The organism is Flavobacterium plurextorum, from assembly GCF_002217395.1.
Taxonomy (GTDB): Bacteria; Bacteroidota; Bacteroidia; order Flavobacteriales; family Flavobacteriaceae; genus Flavobacterium; species Flavobacterium plurextorum.
Genome location: NZ_MUHD01000003.1, coordinates 52,060 through 71,507 on the forward strand (window position 1 = coordinate 52,060; position 19,448 = coordinate 71,507).

The window sequence follows — 19,448 nt, forward strand, 5'->3', positions numbered from 1 at the left end:
TTCCGCTCCTATGGAGCTTTATATTGCAAAGCTTTATTCTTTGCTATAAATATTTCACTTCTCTGAAGCTTATAAAAAAACATTCCTTTTTAGATAATTCAGATGTACGATTCTAAATCATCGAAGTTTAAATATATAGTTAATTACCCCAAACAAAATTTATAAAATTTAGAATCATTCTAATAGCTTTTATCTATTTACCAAACGCTTTTTGAAGTAACTTCATAATGAAATAACTAAAGGCGTGCTATATGGAAGCTGAAAATCATTATATCAACAGAAGCGGCTGGCTTAGAGCAGCTGTTTTAGGTGCAAACGACGGAATTTTATCTACAACCAGTTTAGTTATTGGTGTTGCCGCCGCTACTACCACACGAGAGCCTATTTTACTTGCTGCAATAGCAGGATTAGTAGCTGGAGCCCTTTCTATGGCAGCAGGAGAATATGTTTCTGTAAGCTCGCAATCTGATGTTGAAGCAGCCGATTTAAAAAGAGAAAGTCATGCTCTAAAAACCATGCCCGAAATTGAACTTGAAGAACTAACCGATATTTATGTACAAAGAGGATTAAGCAGACCTTTAGCACACCAAGTTGCAATGGAACTAACAGCTTATGATGCTCTCGAAGCTCACGCCAGAGATGAGCTGGGAATAAACGAAATCACACAGGCAAATCCATTAATGGCCGCTTTTGCATCGGCAGTTTCCTTTATTGTTGGAGGATTACTTCCAGTTTTAGTAGCAATTTTTGCTCCCATACACGATATGGTATTTTATCAATATGCCTTTTCGATACTCTTTCTTGCTTTCTCAGGAATTTTGGCCGCTAAGGCAGGAGGTTCAAACATATTAAAAGCAGTACTTCGTATTTGTATTTGGGGAACTTTTGCAATGGTAATGTCGGCACTTGTAGGATATATTTTTGGTGTTCAAACTACTTAAAAGAAAAGAGCAGCCCAAATCTGGACTGCCCTCTTACCAACAATTAACTAAATAACTCTTTTAATCAATAACAATCTTTATGACTTTTTGACTTTCAAACTTTCTCCTTACTTACTCATCTCCGCCATTCATAAAAGTCATTAAAAGTGTGTAAGCATTCTTAATCACAATTTTTGATGATTTATCAATAGCCGAAGATTTAATCTGACGGAAACCATCAGTCGTAGTTCCTGGTTCTACCGCAGCCATCTTGTATTGATTATTTCCGCTTAAAGCGAAAACAAAAAACTTGCCCTGCCATCTTACCACTGCATCTTCTGGAACTGTAATCGCTTTTTCGTTTTCAAATTCTGCTTCAGCATTAATAAAAAGCCCTGGAATTAATGCGCTATCATATTGGTTTACTTTACAAATAACTTCGGCCGCACGATCATCGTTAAGACTGCGATTTATATACGCGATTTTTGCAGGGAATTTCTTTGTAGGATTGGCATTCGTAAAAGCACTTACCGTTTGTCCTACTGAAAGCAAATGAATATCTTTCTCAAAAGCATTCATCACCAATACAATATCACTCATTTCCATCAATTCAAAAAGCATATCTGTTGGAGCAATATATTTACCCACATTTACATTTATCTTAGATACGACACCATTTATTGGCGAAACAATTGAAACCGTTTTACTGATATTTGAAGCTGAAAGCGTTTTGACATTAATCCCTAATAAAGATAATTTTTGTGCCAATGACGACATATAAATACGCTGTGTATGCATTTCTGTAGCCGTTTGTTCGTACAATTTATCACTGCTTGCCTTCTTCGCATTTAGTTCTTTTTGTCGGTCGTACTCGCTTTTAGCCAACTGAAACTTTTCTTTGGCCGTAAGATAATCCTGTTGCAGTTGTATGTACTGCATATCTTCGACAACCGCTAATAATTGCCCTTTTCGAACGTGCATTCCTGCCATTAAATCTGTTTTTTTAATATAGCCGCCAAGCGGAATACTAACCGAAACAACACTTTTTGGCGGAACCGTCACAGTTCCCTGAAGCTGTAATATTCCTTTTACCGTTCTTTCTTCTGGATTTCCAACAACAAGTCCCGCATTTTTAATCTGTTCGCTGCTTAACTGAATGGTATTTTCTTGTTTTTGTACTGTTTCCTTCTCTTGATTCTTTTTATCACTGTTACAAGAAACCAGCAACAAAAGACCAAAAATCGTGATGATATATGTTTTCATTATATTATAAATTAGTGAGAGTTTGAAGATTTATGATCGCTTTATTGTAATCGTTGATTCTGTCTAGATATTCATTCTTGATGGTAATCGCCTGATTTACGACCAAAACCCATTGTAAATAATCAATATCTCCATTTTCCAGTTGGCTGTTTGCAGCATCAATAATAACAGTCGCATTTTTAAGTCCTTCATTCTCGTAATAATTAAGACTTTCTTTATACTTTTCGGCTTCACTAACTGCGTTAGCGATTTCTGTTGTCATTTCAACTTTTACCGATTCTGCCATCATCTTGTAATTTTCATATTCAATTTTTGCCGCTTTATTGCGTGAAGACTGACTCGAAAAGAATAACGGAATCGAAACTCCCAAATTCACATAACTAAACCTGTGACTGCTGTCATAATAAACTTCCTGTCCTGCATTACTGGTTTGCGTGCCAATAATGCTTAAATTATTATAACCTACCGTAATATCTGGCATTAGCTTAGCCTGTTCTGCTTTCCATTTCCATTTTGCAGCTTCGGCTTCATGATTCGAAAGTTGAATTTGTGGAAGTTCAGCTGTATTTATTTTTTCGTTTAATGAAATAGTAAAATCATGTTTGATATTTGCCGAAATAGGAACATGCACTACACTATCCTGCAAGATTGTATTAAAAGATTTCAGCGTAATCGCAATATCTTTATTGACCATCGTAAGCTGATTCGTGTAAAACTGCCTTGCCGATTGAGAAGCGCTTTTTTCTAATACATTAGTTTCTCCTGCTTTATAACGTAAATCTGATTTTTGCTCCATTAATCTGTAAATAGAATCGGCGTAAGCCAATAATTCTTTTTTACTATTGAGCCAGATATAGTAATAAAACAAATTTCTCACATTCGATTTAATCTGTTGCGAAGTCAATTGCGAAGTTGCTTTGGCAGCATTATAATTTTCTTGCAGCGCTTTTTTCTGATTGCTGTATAAAGTAGGGAAAGCAAAAGTCTGACTCACACCAAAACGGGAATCATTAACAGCACTGTTAAACTGACCATAATCAGCATCTAAAGCCAATTTTGGAATATCATAAGCTGATTTTTGCAACTGTTCTTTCGACTTTTCGTTAAGCTGAGCCGATTTAACTCTTCTATTATTCTGAAGCGCAATCGACAAAGATTCGTCGAGAGAAACGGGCTTTTGCTGCGATTGTACTGAAGCTGTAACCAATAAAGCGACAAGTAATAAAGTCAGTTTATCCATTTTGTTTTTTTTGATTTTTTTCGAAAATACTTTAGTGTGATACGTCATTAAATAAATGGCCGGAAGTACAAAAAGAGTCAGCAAAGTTGCCGTTATCAATCCGCCAATAACTACTGTTGCTAATGGGCGTTGAACCTCTGCTCCTGCTCCATTACTTAGAGCCATTGGCAGAAACCCTAAAGAAGCTACCGCAGCCGTCATTAATACAGGACGTAATCTGTTTTTGGTTCCGGTAATGATAATATCAAACGGATCTGTAATTTCACCCTGTTTCTGTATTCGGTTAAATTCAGATATTAAAACAATTCCGTTTAAAACTGCCACTCCGAAAAGCGCAATAAAACCAACTCCCGCCGAAATACTAAAAGGCATATCACGCAAAGCCAAACCAAAAACACCACCAATTGCCGACAACGGAATTGCGGTAAAAATGATAATTCCTTCTTTAAACGATCTGAAAGCAAAATACAATAAAGTCAAAATCATAAACAAAGCTGCCGGAACCGCAACTCCTAAACGTGATTTTGCTTGTTGCAAATTCTCGAAAGTTCCGCCATATGTAATGTAATATCCGGGATCAAATTTGATCTGGCTGTTGACTTTTTTCTGTAATTCTTCTACAATCGATTCTACATCACGGCCTCTTACATTAAACCCAACAATAATTCTTCTTTTAGCATCTTCACGCTGAATTTGGTTAGGTCCTTCTACTTCTTTTACAGAAGCCACTTGATACAGCGGAATCTGCATTCCGGAACGCGTAGAAATTAATAGATTTCTAACATCCGAAATGTCTTTTCGTCCGCTCGCTTCAACTCTTACCACCATATCAAAACGTTTTTCGCCTTCGTAAATGCTTCCCGCTACAGCACCTGCAAACGCAGCATTTACGGTTTGATTGATATCGGAAACATAAATTCCGTATTTCGCCATTTCTGCCCAATCATAATCAATTACGATTTGAGGCATTCCAGTTACTTTTTCGACATACAAATCTGTTGCACCTTCGACCGTTTTACTGATTGAACCTAATTTCTCCGCATATTCGGCAAGCTTGTTTAAATCTTCTCCGTAAATTTTACAAACCAAATCTTGTTTAGCTCCAGTCATTAATTCATTAAAACGCATTTGCACGGGAAACTGAAAACCAGTTGTAACACCCGGAGCTGTTTGTTTTACAGTTTCGGTCATTTTATCTGCCAGTTCAGGAAATGAAGAAGCGCTTGTCCATTCTGATTTATCTTTTAACACAATAATCATATCTCCACCTTCAATTGGCATTGGATCTGTTGGAATCTCCGCACTTCCTATTCTCGAAACTACTTTTTCAACTTCAGGATATTCTTTTTTAAGTGTATTTGAAATTTTCTGAATCGTTTCTGTTGTCGTTGAAAGATTAGTTCCTAGCAGCAATCGGGTTTCTACTGCAAAATCTCCTTCTTCTAACTGCGGAATAAATTCTCCTCCCATTCGGCTGAAAAGCAGTAAAGCAATTCCAAACAAAACAAAAGCCGAGATGACAATTCCTTTTTTCATCTTTAAAGCTTTCGTCAGCCAATTTTCATAAAGTCCTTCCAATTTTGTCATAATTCGGTCAGAAAGATTGGGTTTATGACTAACCTTTTTGCTAATGAATAAAGCACTTACCATTGGAACGTAAGTAAGCGAAAGAATAAATGCTCCCAAAATGGCAAAAGCTACAGTTTGTGCCATTGGTTTAAACATTTTACCTTCAATTCCTTCAAGAGATAATATTGGGAGATATACAATCAGAATAATGATTTGTCCAAATACTGCAGCATTCATCATTCGTCCTGCAGAACCTGTGACTTCTTTATCCATTTCTTCCTGCGAAATGGTATCGATTCCTTTGTATTTTTTGGCACTATGAATATGATGTAAAATCGCTTCAACAATAATCACGGCACCATCGACAATTAAACCAAAATCGAGCGCACCAAGGCTCATTAAATTTCCGCTTACGCCAAAGGTGTTCATCATAATAATGGCAAACAGCATGGCTAACGGAATCACAGAAGCTACGATAAATCCAGCTCGTAAATTTCCTAGAAAAAGTACCAGAACTAAAACCACAATCAAAGCACCTTCGATCAGGTTTTTCTCCACTGTACCAATCGCATTGTCAACCATTTTGGTACGATCTAAAAAAGGTTCTATTTTTAAACCTTTTGGCAGAATCTTTTCAATTTCGGCAACACGTTTTTTTACATTAACGATAACATTATTGGCATTTTCGCCTTTCAGCATCATCACAATTCCACCAACAGATTCACCTATATCATCTGTTGTTAAAGCGCCGTAGCGTATCGCTGAGGACATTTTTACTTCGGCAATATCTTTGATTAAAATTGGAGTTCCTGCCTGCGTATTTTTGACAATAATATTTTGAATGTCTTTAATATTTCGCTTCAATCCAACACTTCGGATATACAATACCGTTGGTCCTTTTTCGATATAAGCTCCACCTGTATTTTCGTTATTACTGCTTAAGGCGGTAAAAACTTCTTTTATTGTCAGGTTTTGTGCTTTTAATCTCGACGGATTTACGGCAATTTCGTATTGTTTCAGCTTTCCTCCAAAAGTAGCTACATCAGCAATTCCGGGAGTTCCCAAAAGCTGTCTTCTAATTGTCCAGTCTTGAATAGTACGCAAATCTTCAAGTGAGTATTTGGTTTCATATCCAGGTTGCGGTTTTAAAACATATTGGTAAATTTCGCCCAAACCTGTTGTTGCGGGAGCCATTTCGGGAATGCTGGCATTCTCTGCAATTTCTACTTTTTGCAAACGTTCTGCCACTTGCTGACGCGCCCAATACACATCGGTATCATCAGCAAAAACAATAGTTACAAGCGAAAGTCCGAAACGGGAAATACTGCGGCTTTCTTTTAGCTGCGGAATGTTGCTGATCGCCTGTTCAATCGGAAAAGTGATTAAACGTTCTACATCTTCTGCGCCCAAAGACGGAGCGGTTGTAATAATTTGAACCTGATTATTGGTAATGTCAGGAACGGCATCAATTGGTAATCGGGTAACTTCAAAAACACCGTAGATAATCCACAGCAAGGTGAAGACACCAATTACCAGTTTATTTTTAACTGAAAATTGAATGATCTTATTGAGCATAATTTGATTTAATTTTTTAGAAATAATAATGTCATGGTTAAAACATCAAAATGTCTTAACCACAATAAAATTTTAGAAAATTAAATTATGCCAAAGGAGGTCTAAATACTGCAAATAATGCAGGATTAGAATATAAGTTTGAAGTAAACGGAATTATATCTGACGCTGAAAAATCAGCATTAAAAGGAATATCAAAAATGTGTTTTTCTGCGGGAACAAATACAAGCTGAAACGAAGCGCTCGAAATATGCTTAAACGGAAGCTGCATATCGCGGTCAGAATCATTATCGTTGATGTCTTCTCCCCAATAATGCATTTCTAGAAAATCAATAAAACTTACATTGTGTCTTTGCTGATGTTCATTGTAATGTTCAATCAATATGGGCAATTTATAAAACTGCTGAAAGAACCCAATATTGGATACAATGAGAAAGATGAATATGTAGACTATGATTTTTCGCACCACACAAATTTAGGCTATGTGATAAAATAATCCTTAACCTTAAGTAAGATCTAAGAAAGTTTTACCATTTTATAAGAATTCACTAATAGAAATTTAATTTATACCAGCATAATTTGTAAAATTATAAAATATTATCAATTTCGAAATATTTTTTTGTAGTTGTTATAATACATTAATCTCTTTTTTGCTTTTGGGTTTACCTATTCTGTTCTAAATCAAATTGAAAAAAATCTTATTCTCAGAATCTTAAATAGTGTTTGAATAATTTATTTCTGAACCTAAAATTAATTCTATATTCGCATTTATAAAACCAATGAAACATTACACAATAACGGATTGTTTATCTTCAAAACTAAAATAAAAATACTACCACAACCCCAAAAAAAACTATGACCCACAAATCTAAAATACTGGCTTTTGATACTTATTATTTTGATGGAAAAGCCAAAACCGTTTGTCTTGAATTTTTAAACTGGAATGAAAGTGAAAATTATAAAGTTCACACAGAAATAATCGAAAATGTAGAAGACTATATTCCCGGAGAATTTTACCGCAGAGAATTACCTTGCATTCTTAGTTTGTTAGATAAAATTGATTTAAAAACGGTTCAAGTAATTATTGTAGACGGTTTTGTTTATCTAGATGATGATAAAAAGTATGGTTTAGGTGGACATTTATATGAAAAACTAAATAGAGAGATTCCAATTATCGGCGTTGCCAAAACTAATTTTGCTTCTATTGAAAATGATAAAAAAGCTTTGGTAAGAGGTGATAGCAAAAAGCCATTATACGTTACAGCCATTGGTATTGACTTAGAAGATGCTTTCGAAAAAGTCGAAAGTATGGCAGGTGAATTTAGGATTCCGACTCTGTTGAAAGAAATGGATCGATTGACAAAGGAAATATAGAAAACTGGGCAGAAAATCAGCGAAACTGAGAAAACTCCAACAAAGGATTAAATCAAATAAAACAAAAAAGAGGTCAAATTTCGCGGCTTGCGAAACTGACCTCTTTTTTATACATCATTCAAATATAAAAGTATTTCTACTTTTTATAAGTAATAATCACATTATAATGTCGTGTTTTAAAATTAGAGAAAATGAGCAATGCTTCGATTTTAATTATTATTGACCTTTTGACATTACGACTTTAAAACTTTCGACTTAGTTCCTATCACTTACTCTACCATAATTTCATCAACAAACAGCCAAGCCGATTGTCCTTCGCCTGGATGACCTTTAGGACACTGCCCTAAATTCTTGGCTGTAACGCGGACAAACTTAGCTTTTTGCTCTGCAAACTTAGCTGTAAAATCTTTTATTTGAATGTCCTTTTCAGAAGCTGCAATAGAGTTCGTCTCTGTTTTTACTTCTTTAAAAGTAACGCCATCCTGAGATACTTCAAATTTCACATATTGCGGCAGGAATATCCATTGGCTCCAATTTTGAATACATCCCAAAGTAATACTGCTTATTGATGTACTTGCTCCCAAATCTATGGTAGCTATTAGATCATTTTCATTGAAACCATGCCATTGTTTGCCAATATCTTTTGTTCCTCTAAAACCATCAATTAATGTATTAACTCCGTTAGCACGATAATGACTGCTGTTGGCATTTGTGTAACTTATTGTTTTTCCAGTTGCTTTATTGAAGGTAAAAGATTGTTCTGCAGGTTTTGCACTCACTACTTTATTATTTATAACCGTGATTGCTTTTACCGTCATAGAACTATTTACTACAAATGGTTTTTCATATTTAATGCTGTTTGTAGACGGTGCGCTTCCGTCAGTTGTATAATAAATTACAGCCTCTATTTGATCTGTATCAAGTGCTATAAAAAGTTTATTGTTTTCGACTACAGGTTTAATATCTACTTTGAAATTTCCTTTTGAATAACGGATTCCTCTTTGCTCAAAACCTACTAAATGAGGTTGCAAACGTTCAGCAAAATTTTTCCAATCACGCTGCTCTTTTTTAGACCACAACACTTCAGCTAATGCAAGCATACGAGGCAGAATCATATATTTAACATGTTCTGCAGTACTTATGTATTCTGTCCATAAATTGGCTTGTGCACCCAAAACACGTTTAGCTTCTTCGGTAGTTAATTCTACAGGAATTGGGTCATAATTATATACTTTTTTCAGCGTATTAAATCCGCCAATTGCAAGAGGTTCTGTTTCAGGATCACCTTGATAATGGTCAAAATAATATGGAGAACCTGGTGTCATCACTACATCATGTCCCATTTTTGCTGCTTCGATTCCGCCTGCCTCTCCGCGCCAGCTCATAACAGTAGCTTCTGGAGCCAATCCGCCTTCAAGAATTTCATCCCAACCAATCATTTTTCTGTTATTCGAAACCAAGAATTTTTCCATTCTGCGAATGAAATAGCTTTGTAATTCTTTTTCGTCTTTCAATTGTTCCGTTTTCATTCTGGCTTGACATTTAGCACAATGTTTCCAGCTCGTTTTGTCTACTTCATCTCCTCCAATATGAATATATTTTGAAGGGAAAATTGCCATTACTTCTGTTAATACATCTTGCAAGAAAGTAAAAGCCTGATCGTTTCCTGCACAATAGTTACTTTCGACTTTACTGGCTAAGAAATTACCTGATTGTGCAAAATTATTCTTAGAATTACACGAAAGTTCTGGATATGCCGCCATTGCAGCTTCTGAGTGACCAGGCATTTCAATCTCTGGCACAACTGTAATATTTCTTGTTTTAGCATAAGCTACAATTTCTTTGGCTTGTTCTTGAGTATAATAACCGCCGTAAGTCGATTTGCGTCTGTCAGCATTAAACTCTATTTCAGCCCAATTCCATGATTTTCCCCAATCATCAACTCTCCAAGCGGCTTGTTGGGTAAGTTTAGGATACTTTTTAATTTCTAAACGCCAACCTGCTCCATCGACTAAGTGCCAATGAAAAACATTCATTTTGTAAGCTGCCAGTAAATCAATAAATTCTTTTACCAATTCTGGAGAAGCAAAATGACGACTGACATCAAGCATCATACCTCTCCACTGAAAGCGTGGATAATCTTTTATTTCCATACTTGGAATTTGAACCAAATCATTTGTACGGCTAAAAGGCAGTGTTTGCAGTAAAGATTGTACGCCGTAAAATAATCCTTTGGATGTATTGGCTTTGATGTGAATTACTTTTGGATTTACAGAAAGTAAATATCCTTCGTCTCCAATTTCTTTGATTTTTTCGATACTAAAAACAATCTCTTTTCCACTTGTTTTAGTACTGTTTAATTCAAATCCTGTAACTCGTTTTACATATTCTTTAAAAAAGTGAACTACTTTTTCGGCTGCTGCATCTTTCTTATCAACTTTTATAAAAGTAGAATTATCAAAGGAAAAGCTGCCTTGTTTGATTTCTAAACTTATGGGCTGTGGTATTATATGAACGGACTCCTGCGCCTGCAAATGCATTGAAAAGCTCAATACAATTGCTAAAATTAAGTTTGTGGTTATTTTTTTGGTTTTCATTACTTGATATAATTAGCTAAAAGTTAATTTTTGAAAATCAAATTTCGTTTTGATCTTCGAAGTTGGACAAATGACAAAAGACAGCCCAAATTGAGCTGTCTTTTTATTTATTGCATGTTATTATTGCTCTTTAAAATAATTTGCTCCCCACATGGTATAACGTTTTTTCATGGTTTCAATTTTTGTTTGAAATTGAGTCCAATCTTTTTTATCTTTTGGAGACCATAAAACTTCACTTAAGGCACTCAAACGTGGAAATATCATGTATTCTACTTTGGCAGGATTTGCCATATATTCTGTCCACACATTTCCTTGCGCTCCCATAACGTATTTTGCCTGCTGCTCATTCAACTCTTTAGGAATTGGCTCGTAGCTGTATACTTTTTCTAATGGCAAGAAACCTCCAATGGTAACTTCTTTTTCGTTTTTAGTTTGCGAATGATCTAAATAAACGTGGCTTCCCGGAGTCATAATAACCTGATGATTTTCTTTTGCTGCAGCAATTCCGCCAGCTTCTCCCTGCCAGCTCATAACGATAGCATTTGGAGCTAAACCTCCTTCTAAAATTTCATCCCAGCCAATTATAGTTCTTCCTTTTCCGTTCACATATTTTTCGATACGTTGAATAAAATAACTCTGAAGACCGTGTTCATCTTTTAAACCTTTTTCTTTTATCATCTGCTGGCAAAATTCGCTTTTTTTCCAAGCGTCTTTTGGAGCTTCATCACCGCCTATATGAATGTATTTTGAAGGGAATAACGCGATTACTTCATCCAACACATCTTCTAGGAATTTAAACGTGTTTTCTGTCGGAACAAAAATATCAGCATGTACGCCCCAAGTTTCTTGAACGATCTTATTTCTTCCGTTGGCCATTTCTTGCTTACTCTTATCTGAAATCATATTAGCAGGAAGATTGGTTTTCTCATTTGGAAAACAGCTCAACTCAGGATAAGCAGCAATTGCGGCACTGCTGTGTCCCGGCATTTCAATTTCTGGAATTACTGTAATAAATCTATCTGAAGCATATTTTACAATATCTTTTACTTCTTCTTGTGTGTAAAAACCTCCTTCTGGTGTATTATCACTTCCTTTACCTGGATATCTGCCAACAATACTTCCGTTTCTTTTTGAACCAATTTCAGTAAGTTTAGGATACTTTTTAATTTCAATTCTCCAACCTTGATCTTCGGTTAAATGCCAATGAAAATAATTCAATTTATGCAATGCTAAATAGTCAATGTATTTTTTAACGAATGCCACTGAGAAAAAATGGCGTCCAACATCCAGCATAGCGCCTCTGTAAGCAAAACGTGGTTCGTCTTGTACATTTACTGATGCAATAGCAAGATTACTGCTTTTTTCTGCTGGCAGTAACTGAATAAGGGTTTGAATTCCGTAGAAAGTTCCAATAGGCGAATTTCCTGTAATTTCGACACCATTTTTATCAGATTTCAAACTATATCCTTCACCTTTAAGACCTTGAATATTCTTAAGACTTGTTAATTTGATATAATTCTTGGTTGCTTTTTTAACTACTGGCAATACAAAACCATAGTAATCAGATAAATAACCATTTAAAAAAGCTGCCGAAGCATTATCTTCTTTATTGGCAGCGACCAAACTTGTTTGTGCATTAATCACAAAACTTCCAGTGTTTTTAACAACTTTTACTGGTTGCGGAATAATATTTACTTCTTGTGCAAACGACAGTGTGCAGCATAACAGAAGCGAAAAGAGAAATGACTTAACCATATTTACTATTTTTTAATTATTTTAAAACTATAAATTCTCTATGTGTACGATAACACTTTTTAAGCAAATCATAATAAATTTATCTAATTATTATAATCCCGATCTCGAAAAATCGGGAAGGAATAAATTTTAGACCAAAACTGGTCAGCTAATTTTTGTCATTTCGACGAAGGAGAAATGACAATATTGTGTTTAAACTTTGTTCCCGAAGCTTTAAGCTTCGGGACTAAGTGTTATAATTAACAAGCTGCGTTACTCTATTTCGTGTAAGCTACAGCATGTTGTTTACTGCTGCCTAAACCATCCATTCCTAATTCAATCACATCTCCTGCTTTGATGTAAATAGGTTCTGGTTTAATTCCTAAACCTACACCTGGAGGAGTTCCTGTACTGATAATATCACCAGGAAGCAATGTCATAAACTGGCTTAAATAATGCACTAAAAACGGAATTTTGAATACCAAATTTGAGGTATTACTGTTTTGGAACTTTTTCCCGTTTACAGTTAGCCACATTGGTATATTATTCACATCTGCAATTTCGTCCTGAGTTGCCAAAAAAGGTCCAAGCGGCGCAAATGTATCGCTTCCTTTTCCTTTTGCCCATTGTCCGCCTCTTTCAATCTGAAAAGCTCTTTCGCTGTAATCATTCAATAAAGCATAACCTGCAACATAATCTAAAGCATCAGCCTCTTCAACATAACTTGCTTTTTTACCCACTACAAAAGCCAGCTCAATTTCCCAATCCGTTTTTTCGCTGTTCTTTGGAATAATCAAATTATCATTTGGTCCGCACAGTGAAGTTGTAGATTTAAAAAAGATAATTGGCTCTGCCGGAATCGGTGCATTGGTTTCTAAACAATGATCTACATAATTTAATCCAATACAAATTATTTTTGAAGGTCGTGCTACTGGAGAACCTAAACGTACATTTGAATCTACTTCTGGTAAAACAGGGTTATTTTCTAATGCTTTTTTTAATTTCTCTAGTCCGTTTTCTTCAAAAAATGCTTCATTATAATCTGTTACTATTGAAGATACATCAAATCTCTTTTCATCTATTAAAATACCTGGTTTTTCTTTACCGGTTTCTCCAAATCGTATTAGTTTCATTTTATTCTTATTTAATATATTATACTTTGTCTTATTTGTTCAAAAATTATTCTTGCCGTTTATTCAATTACATAAATCACAGCACTTCTAGCTCCATGCGCTCCTATTACCAATGATTGTTCAATGTCGGCTGTTTTAGATGGTCCTGCTATAAAAGCACCGAATCCTTCTTTTGATACATCTATTTTCTCATAAGCTTGATGTAAAGTGTCAACAATATTTTTTCTCTCGATTACTAAAACCAAATGCTGACAAATAAAAGGAACTAGTCTGTTTATCATTTGACTTTCATAAATCCATACAGCTCCATTTTCGGCAACTCCAATTGTTCCTTTAACATAAGCTTTTTCTACTTTCTCTAATTCAGATGCTGCTAAAAAAGCGGCTTGTTCATCTACTTCACCAAGTGCAGCGATTGTATTTATAACAAAAATTCCATTCTGCTTATCAGCTTTTAATTGATCTTTCAGCATTGTAATATCTGTAATCAATTCGGTTTTCCCGCCAATACTTTCTAAAACTGTTTTAAACTGCGCATATACATCATCATACTGAATTACAACGCTGCTGTCAACAACAGGAATCTCAATAAATTCAGGCTGATTCATTGCTATAGCATTCAATATGTTTTCTCTTGCGTTCATTTCTTTGTTATCTGATATTTTAATTTTGGCTTTTCTTATTCTTTAAATACCAATCTCTAAAAGATTCCTTTGGAGGAACTGGCATTTCTCTTTGCTTGAACCAAACATTTAGTTTATTATTTACCATAAAAGGGAATAGCTGCATACTCTTTCTCCCAACTTTTCCCATCAAACGATAGATTTTAGGATTTGAAAACAGGAAATTCATTCCTTTCATGCTTATTTTTTTACTTGTCGCAGCATAACCTTCGGAAACAATCACTTGTCTCCATTTCCATAACTGTTCATGAATATTGATTTTTACCGGGCATACGTTAGTGCAGCTTCCGCATAAAGTTGAAGCAAAAGGCAGATCGGCATTGGCTTTCATATCTAAATTTGGATTCAGAATAGAACCAATAGGTCCTGCAACAGCTGTATGGTAACTATGTCCGCCGCTTCTGCGATATACGGGACAAGTGTTGAAACATGCAGCGCAGCGAATGCATTTTAAGGAATTTCTAAAATCATCTCTTCCCAGTTGTTTACTGCGGCCATTATCTACAATGACAATGTGCATTTCCTGATTGGGTCTTGGTTTATGAAAGTGGCTTGAATACGTTGTAATAGGCTGACCTGTGGCGCTTCTGGCTAGTAATCTCAAAAACACAGACAGATGCTCTGCTTTTGGAATTAATTTCTCAAAGCCCATGCAGGCAATGTGTACAGGTGCTGTGTGTGCTCCCATATCGGCATTTCCTTCATTGGTGCAAACTACAAAACCGCCTGTCTCTGCAATAGCAAAATTAACGCCGGTAATCGCCAGTTCCGATTCTACAAACTTATTTCGCAAGTGTTGCCTCGCTGCCTCGGTTAAATATTGCGGATCATTATTTCCTTTTTCTGTTTGTAAATGCTCATGAAAAGTGGCGCTTACATCTTCTTTTTTTAAGTGAATTGCCGGCAGTACAATATGACTTGGCGGTTCTTTCCTGAATTGAACAATACGTTCTCCAAGATCTGTATCCACTACTTCTATTCCGTTATGCTGCAAATATTCATTCAAATGACATTCTTCGGTAAGCATGCTCTTGCTCTTCACAATTTTCTGAATACCGTGCTTTTTGATGATTTTATGAACAATTTCATTGTGTTCTTTGGCATCTGACGCCCAATGAACTTTTATACCATTTGCAGTGGCTTTTTCTTCAAATTCTTTTAAATAATTGGAAAGATTAGAAAGTGTTGCGTTCTTAATCTGAGATCCCCATTCGCGCAGCTGCTCCCATTCGGGCAAACCATGCGCAGCTTTGTCTCGTTTTTCACGAACAAACCATAAAGTTTCGTCGTGCCAATCGGTTCTTGGCTCGTCTGCTATAAACTTTTCTGCTAAATCAGCATGGGTTGCTTTCATAATTACTTTTTACTAATCTCTTTCAATTCTGCATTAAACGTATAACTTTTACCAGGCTGTGTCGTGATTTCAATATTGTTATTACCGCTTTGCACTTTACAAACTCCGCCAACTTTTGAAAGTACTTTTGTACTCACCAACTTACCTTCGTCCCATTTCATATCTACTTCAAACCCGCCTCTAGCACATAAACCTTTTACTTCTCCTTTTTCCCAAGTCTTTGGAAGTGCTGGAAGTAACTGAATTTTATCTGTTTGGCTTTGAATAAGCATTTCAGCCATAGCAGCAGTAATTCCAAAATTACCGTCTAGTTGAAACGGCGGATGATTGCAAAACAAATTTGGCAATGTATTGTATGTCAGTAATCCGCGAATCATAATGGCTGCACGATCGCCTTCGCCTAAACGCGCCCAAATTGCGCAACGCCAAGGCCAAGTCCATGAGCGGCGGCTGTCACCAACAGTAGATTCAACTGTAAAAGGTGTGTTTTCATTTTTTCCAAAATTTCCACTTCTGCTGCGCAATGAAAGAATAGCTCCATTGGCCAGTTCCGGCGTAGTAGAAATACTAATTTGACGTCCTGGATATACCGCAAAAAGATGCGATGTATGGCGATGCTCGTCATTTGGATCATCACGATCTGCTTGCCATTCCTGCAATTGTCCCCATTTTCCAATTTTATTTGGAGCTAAACGGACTTGCATATCCGCTACTTTCTTTTGATAATCATTATCAATGCTAAGTGCTTTGGCTGCGTCCAGATAGTTTTGGAACAAATCCCAAACCAACTGCTGATCCATCATTACTCCATCTTCACGCGGACCATGCTCAGGCGACCATCCATTTGGAACCATTAATTGTCCATTTGGCATCGTTTTTAAATTGTCTTCCCAATATTCGCAAACTTCTTTAATAATAGGATACGCCGTACGACGTAAATACTCATTATCCTTCGTAAATGCCCAATGTTCATATACATGTTGCGCATACCAAGCACTTGCAGGTATATTCCATTCCCAGCCATTTCCGCCAAATATATTTTGACTGGTTCGAGCTGTCCAGCCGCGTGTTTTTTCTCCAAAAGCTTTGCGAGTAGCAATACGACAAGGTTCTTGAGCTGCAACGATAAAATCAATCAATGGCAAATGACATTCTGATAAATTAGTCGATTCGACTCCCCAATAATTCATTTGCACATTAATGTTATTGTGATAATCACTTGCCCAAGCAGGTGTATTACTATCATTCCATAAACCTTGCAAATTAGCTGGCAAGCCTCCACGACGAGAACTGCTTGCTAATAAATAGCGCCCATATTGGAACATCGTTTCTTCTAAATCGGGATCAACTCCACCAGCTGCATATTTTTTTAATCGTTCATCTGTTGGCAAAGTTGAAGTAACTGCATCAGTGCTTCCTATATTGAGGTAAACGCGCGTTAGTATCGAACTCAAATCTTTTAAATGAGCTGCTCTAAGTTTTTCATAACCTTTGCTTTTTGCAGCTGATAATTCTTTTTCAATAAGCGGCATCGGATCTTCTCCTCGCCAATTTGATTTATAATCGGGTTTATAATTTGTTCGGGCGTCCAAAATCAATGTCAATGAATTACAGTTCTCAAAGATCAAATTTGGTCCTTCATAACGTATTTTCCCTCCTTTATTTTGCACTAAAAGTTTGGCTGCATATTTTAGATTATTTGGCATTTCTCCTATAAAACTTATACTGCTCATCGAAGCTTTGCTTATTGCTCCTTGAGCTGAACTAAGAGAAATAGTTCCTGAAAAACCATTTTTCGCATTAGCTTTATATTCAAAAACCATCACTTGATCTGGATAACTTGCAAAACCTTCCCGACTAACTTTTATTTTATTCTGAATAAATTCAGTTTGATGGATTCCATTCGAAATATCAAGTGAGCGAGAATAATTAGAGAAAGCACTTTTGTCTGTAAAATCAATTGTGATTTCTCCAAAATTGCGATATGAACCAAATCCATGATCACCTGTTTCATATTCTCCATCCCAGTTGTTATCACCCGACCAAAGGCTTTGTTCGTTAAACTGAATAACTTCTCGTTGTACTCCACCAAAAAACATAGCTCCCAACCGCCCATTGCCAATAGGTAAAGCTTCAGCAGACCATTTCACAGCCGGCTGTTTATACCATAGTTTTATGGGATGATTCTTCTGTGCCAGACAAACGGAATCAACAAATAATACAAGTACTAAAAGCGTAAATAATTTAATTTTATTCATTATTTTGAATATGCAATTAATGATGAATATATCATTTACTCCCTCGATTTAAGTCGAAGAAATTTTCTAATCTCTTACTATAAACTATTATTCAATATTTCGGCGATATGAATGGTTTTTACTTTACTTCCGTTTCTTTTCAAAATACCATCTAAATGCATTAAACAGCTGGTGTCTCCTCCAGTAATGTAATCTACCTTATTGTCTTCGTGTTCTTTTACTCTGTCTTTCCCCATTTTCACACTAACTGCCTCTTCAAATACGCAAAAAGTACCTCCAAAACCACAACATTCATCATTTCGTTTTGGCTTACTTAACGTAATTCCGTTTACCATTTTCAATAATTGCTCTGGTTTCGAAAATTCAGGTAAAACTCTTTCTGTCATTGACGAAAGATGTAATCCTCTTTGTCCGTGACAGCTATTGTGTAATCCCACTTTAAAAGGAAAATTGGCATTAATGCTTTCTACTTTTAGAACATCTGTTAAAAACTCTGTAAGTTCATAAACCGAATTACGAATGTGTAATGCGGTTTGCGGATTTTCTGAATCCTGCAAATGTTCTTTTACATGTAAAACACAACTTCCTGATGGAGCTACTATATAATCGAATCCTGCAAAATTTTTAACAAAATTCTTATCACAGCCTTTACTTAAACTGGCAAAACCACTATTAGCCATTGGCTGACCGCAGCAGGTTTGTTCCAAAGGAAAAGTAACATCACACCCCAGCTTTTCTAATAGTTGCAAAGCAGCAATACCCACATTGGGGTAAAACTGATCTATATAGCAGGGTATGAATAAGGCAACTTTCATTATAATTTAATTATTTAGTTTTATAAAACCTCCGTCTATAGGATAATCGCAACCGGTAACAAAACCAGATTCATCGCTGCATAAAAACAAAGCTAAAGCTGCAACTTCATCCGGTTTTGCCATACGTCCGATAGGCTGAGATTTTGATAATTTTTCGAACATTTCTACTTCTTGACCCGGATAGTTTTTGGCAATAAATCCGTCTACAAATGGTGTATGCACGCGTGCAGGTGAAATAGAATTACAACGTATATTTTCGCTCATATAATCTCTGGCTATTGACAAGGTCATTGCCATTACGGCACCTTTGGCTGTAGAATATGCAAATCGATCTGAGATTCCTACCCACGCTGCAATAGAAGCCATATTTACAATAACACCTCCGCCAGAATTTCTAAATTGTGGTATTGAAGTATGTAAACAGTTGTATACGCCTTTTACATTCACACTCATCACTCGGTCAAAATCGGCTTCGGGAGTTGTGTCTACTTTACCTACGTGAGCAATTCCTGCATTGTTTACCAAAATATTGATATTTCCTATTTTCTCAAATGTTGCTGTTACTTCTTGTTGGCTGGCAACATTACAAGCGTGTGAGAATACTTTTCCTCCATTAGCTTTTATTTCATCGACAGCGCTTTTAGCACTTTCTTCTGTTAATTCAACAATATGAACTTCAGCTCCTTGCTTTGCAAATAAAACCGAAATGGCTTTTCCTATTCCGCTTCCGCCACCGGTAACAACTGCTTTTTTGTTTTGTAATGAAAACATATGATTTAATATTTGATTCGTTGGCTTTAATCAATTTAACACATAGAAACATAGATTTTTATAACTTTTTGTCAGGCTGAGCGAAGTCGTTGTCAGGCTGAGCGGAGTCGAAGCCCACGCACCAATTGGAGCGCCCTTCGACTTCGCTCAGGGTGACAATTCACA

13 protein-coding genes are annotated in these 19,448 nt (G+C 36.0%); 2 read left to right on the top strand and 11 right to left on the bottom strand.

The window, feature by feature from the left end; all coding sequences use genetic code 11:
* The first annotated feature begins 251 nt into the window (after positions 1-251).
* The gene (locus B0A81_RS01335) at positions 252-941 is read left to right on the top strand and encodes a VIT1/CCC1 transporter family protein (protein WP_089056331.1); all 690 of its coding nucleotides are present in this window, start codon (positions 252-254) and stop codon (positions 939-941) included.
* A 111-nt stretch (positions 942-1,052) separates the two neighbouring features.
* On the opposite strand, the gene B0A81_RS01340 is transcribed toward B0A81_RS01335, so the two are convergent.
* The 3 genes from B0A81_RS01340 to B0A81_RS01350 form a co-directional block, all read right to left on the bottom strand.
* Entirely contained in the window at positions 1,053-2,183 is a 1,131-nt protein-coding gene (locus B0A81_RS01340; protein WP_089056332.1) for an efflux RND transporter periplasmic adaptor subunit, read from the bottom strand.
* A 4-nt stretch (positions 2,184-2,187) separates the two neighbouring features.
* Complete coding sequence (locus B0A81_RS01345; RefSeq protein WP_089056333.1) at positions 2,188-6,567, bottom strand: CusA/CzcA family heavy metal efflux RND transporter; 4,380 nt, start codon at positions 6,565-6,567, stop codon at positions 2,188-2,190.
* A gap of 85 nt (positions 6,568-6,652) precedes the next feature.
* Positions 6,653-6,946: a hypothetical protein gene (locus B0A81_RS01350; protein WP_244281205.1), complete on the bottom strand. Its 294-nt coding sequence runs from the start codon at positions 6,944-6,946 to the stop codon at positions 6,653-6,655.
* Positions 6,947-7,419: 473 nt separating this feature from the next.
* Between B0A81_RS01350 and B0A81_RS01355 the strand changes: the two genes are divergently transcribed.
* On the top strand, positions 7,420-7,938 hold the full coding sequence (locus tag B0A81_RS01355; RefSeq protein WP_089056335.1) for an endonuclease V: 519 nt from the start codon (positions 7,420-7,422) through the stop codon (positions 7,936-7,938).
* A gap of 269 nt (positions 7,939-8,207) precedes the next feature.
* Here the strand turns inward: B0A81_RS01355 and B0A81_RS01360 are convergent, their stop codons facing one another.
* The 8 genes from B0A81_RS01360 to B0A81_RS01395 all read right to left on the bottom strand — a co-directional run bounded on the left by B0A81_RS01360 (position 8,208) and on the right by B0A81_RS01395 (position 19,283).
* Positions 8,208-10,535: a glycoside hydrolase family 20 protein gene (locus B0A81_RS01360; protein WP_089056336.1), complete on the bottom strand. Its 2,328-nt coding sequence runs from the start codon at positions 10,533-10,535 to the stop codon at positions 8,208-8,210.
* A gap of 120 nt (positions 10,536-10,655) precedes the next feature.
* Positions 10,656-12,290 carry a beta-N-acetylhexosaminidase gene (locus B0A81_RS01365; protein ID WP_089056337.1) on the bottom strand — a complete coding sequence of 545 codons (1,635 nt, stop codon included), beginning with the start codon at positions 12,288-12,290 and terminating at the stop codon, positions 10,656-10,658.
* Between the two features lie 257 nt (positions 12,291-12,547).
* Positions 12,548-13,402: a fumarylacetoacetate hydrolase family protein gene (locus B0A81_RS01370; RefSeq protein ID WP_089056338.1), complete on the bottom strand. Its 855-nt coding sequence runs from the start codon at positions 13,400-13,402 to the stop codon at positions 12,548-12,550.
* Positions 13,403-13,461: 59 nt separating this feature from the next.
* Positions 13,462-14,046 (bottom strand): LutC/YkgG family protein, encoded by a 585-nt coding sequence (locus B0A81_RS01375; protein WP_089056339.1) that lies wholly within the window; start codon positions 14,044-14,046, stop codon positions 13,462-13,464.
* A gap of 19 nt (positions 14,047-14,065) precedes the next feature.
* Entirely contained in the window at positions 14,066-15,439 is a 1,374-nt protein-coding gene (locus tag B0A81_RS01380; protein WP_089056340.1) for a lactate utilization protein B, read from the bottom strand.
* A gap of 2 nt (positions 15,440-15,441) precedes the next feature.
* On the bottom strand, positions 15,442-17,697 hold the full coding sequence (locus B0A81_RS01385) for a glycoside hydrolase family 95 protein (protein ID WP_089056341.1): 2,256 nt from the start codon (positions 17,695-17,697) through the stop codon (positions 15,442-15,444).
* A gap of 77 nt (positions 17,698-17,774) precedes the next feature.
* Positions 17,775-18,512 (bottom strand): (Fe-S)-binding protein, encoded by a 738-nt coding sequence (locus B0A81_RS01390; RefSeq protein WP_089056342.1) that lies wholly within the window; start codon positions 18,510-18,512, stop codon positions 17,775-17,777.
* 6 nt (positions 18,513-18,518) lie between these two features.
* The gene (locus B0A81_RS01395) at positions 18,519-19,283 is read right to left on the bottom strand and encodes an SDR family NAD(P)-dependent oxidoreductase (protein ID WP_089056343.1); all 765 of its coding nucleotides are present in this window, start codon (positions 19,281-19,283) and stop codon (positions 18,519-18,521) included.
* Positions 19,284-19,448 lie beyond the last annotated feature (165 nt).

Bases quoted from the DNA above. Each gene is read 5' to 3' on its own strand.
- B0A81_RS01335 (WP_089056331.1), top strand. From the start codon at position 252: ATGGAAGCTGAAAATCATTATATCAACAGAAGCGGCTGGCTTAGAGCA.
- B0A81_RS01340 (WP_089056332.1), bottom strand. From the start codon at position 2,183: ATGAAAACATATATCATCACGATTTTTGGTCTTTTGTTGCTGGTTTCT.
- B0A81_RS01345 (WP_089056333.1), bottom strand. From the start codon at position 6,567: ATGCTCAATAAGATCATTCAATTTTCAGTTAAAAATAAACTGGTAATT.
- B0A81_RS01355 (WP_089056335.1), top strand. From the start codon at position 7,420: ATGACCCACAAATCTAAAATACTGGCTTTTGATACTTATTATTTTGAT.
- B0A81_RS01360 (WP_089056336.1), bottom strand. From the start codon at position 10,535: ATGAAAACCAAAAAAATAACCACAAACTTAATTTTAGCAATTGTATTG.
- B0A81_RS01365 (WP_089056337.1), bottom strand. From the start codon at position 12,290: ATGGTTAAGTCATTTCTCTTTTCGCTTCTGTTATGCTGCACACTGTCG.
- B0A81_RS01370 (WP_089056338.1), bottom strand. From the start codon at position 13,402: ATGAAACTAATACGATTTGGAGAAACCGGTAAAGAAAAACCAGGTATT.
- B0A81_RS01375 (WP_089056339.1), bottom strand. From the start codon at position 14,046: ATGAACGCAAGAGAAAACATATTGAATGCTATAGCAATGAATCAGCCT.
- B0A81_RS01380 (WP_089056340.1), bottom strand. From the start codon at position 15,439: ATGAAAGCAACCCATGCTGATTTAGCAGAAAAGTTTATAGCAGACGAG.
- B0A81_RS01385 (WP_089056341.1), bottom strand. From the start codon at position 17,697: ATGAATAAAATTAAATTATTTACGCTTTTAGTACTTGTATTATTTGTT.
- B0A81_RS01390 (WP_089056342.1), bottom strand. From the start codon at position 18,512: ATGAAAGTTGCCTTATTCATACCCTGCTATATAGATCAGTTTTACCCC.
- B0A81_RS01395 (WP_089056343.1), bottom strand. From the start codon at position 19,283: ATGTTTTCATTACAAAACAAAAAAGCAGTTGTTACCGGTGGCGGAAGC.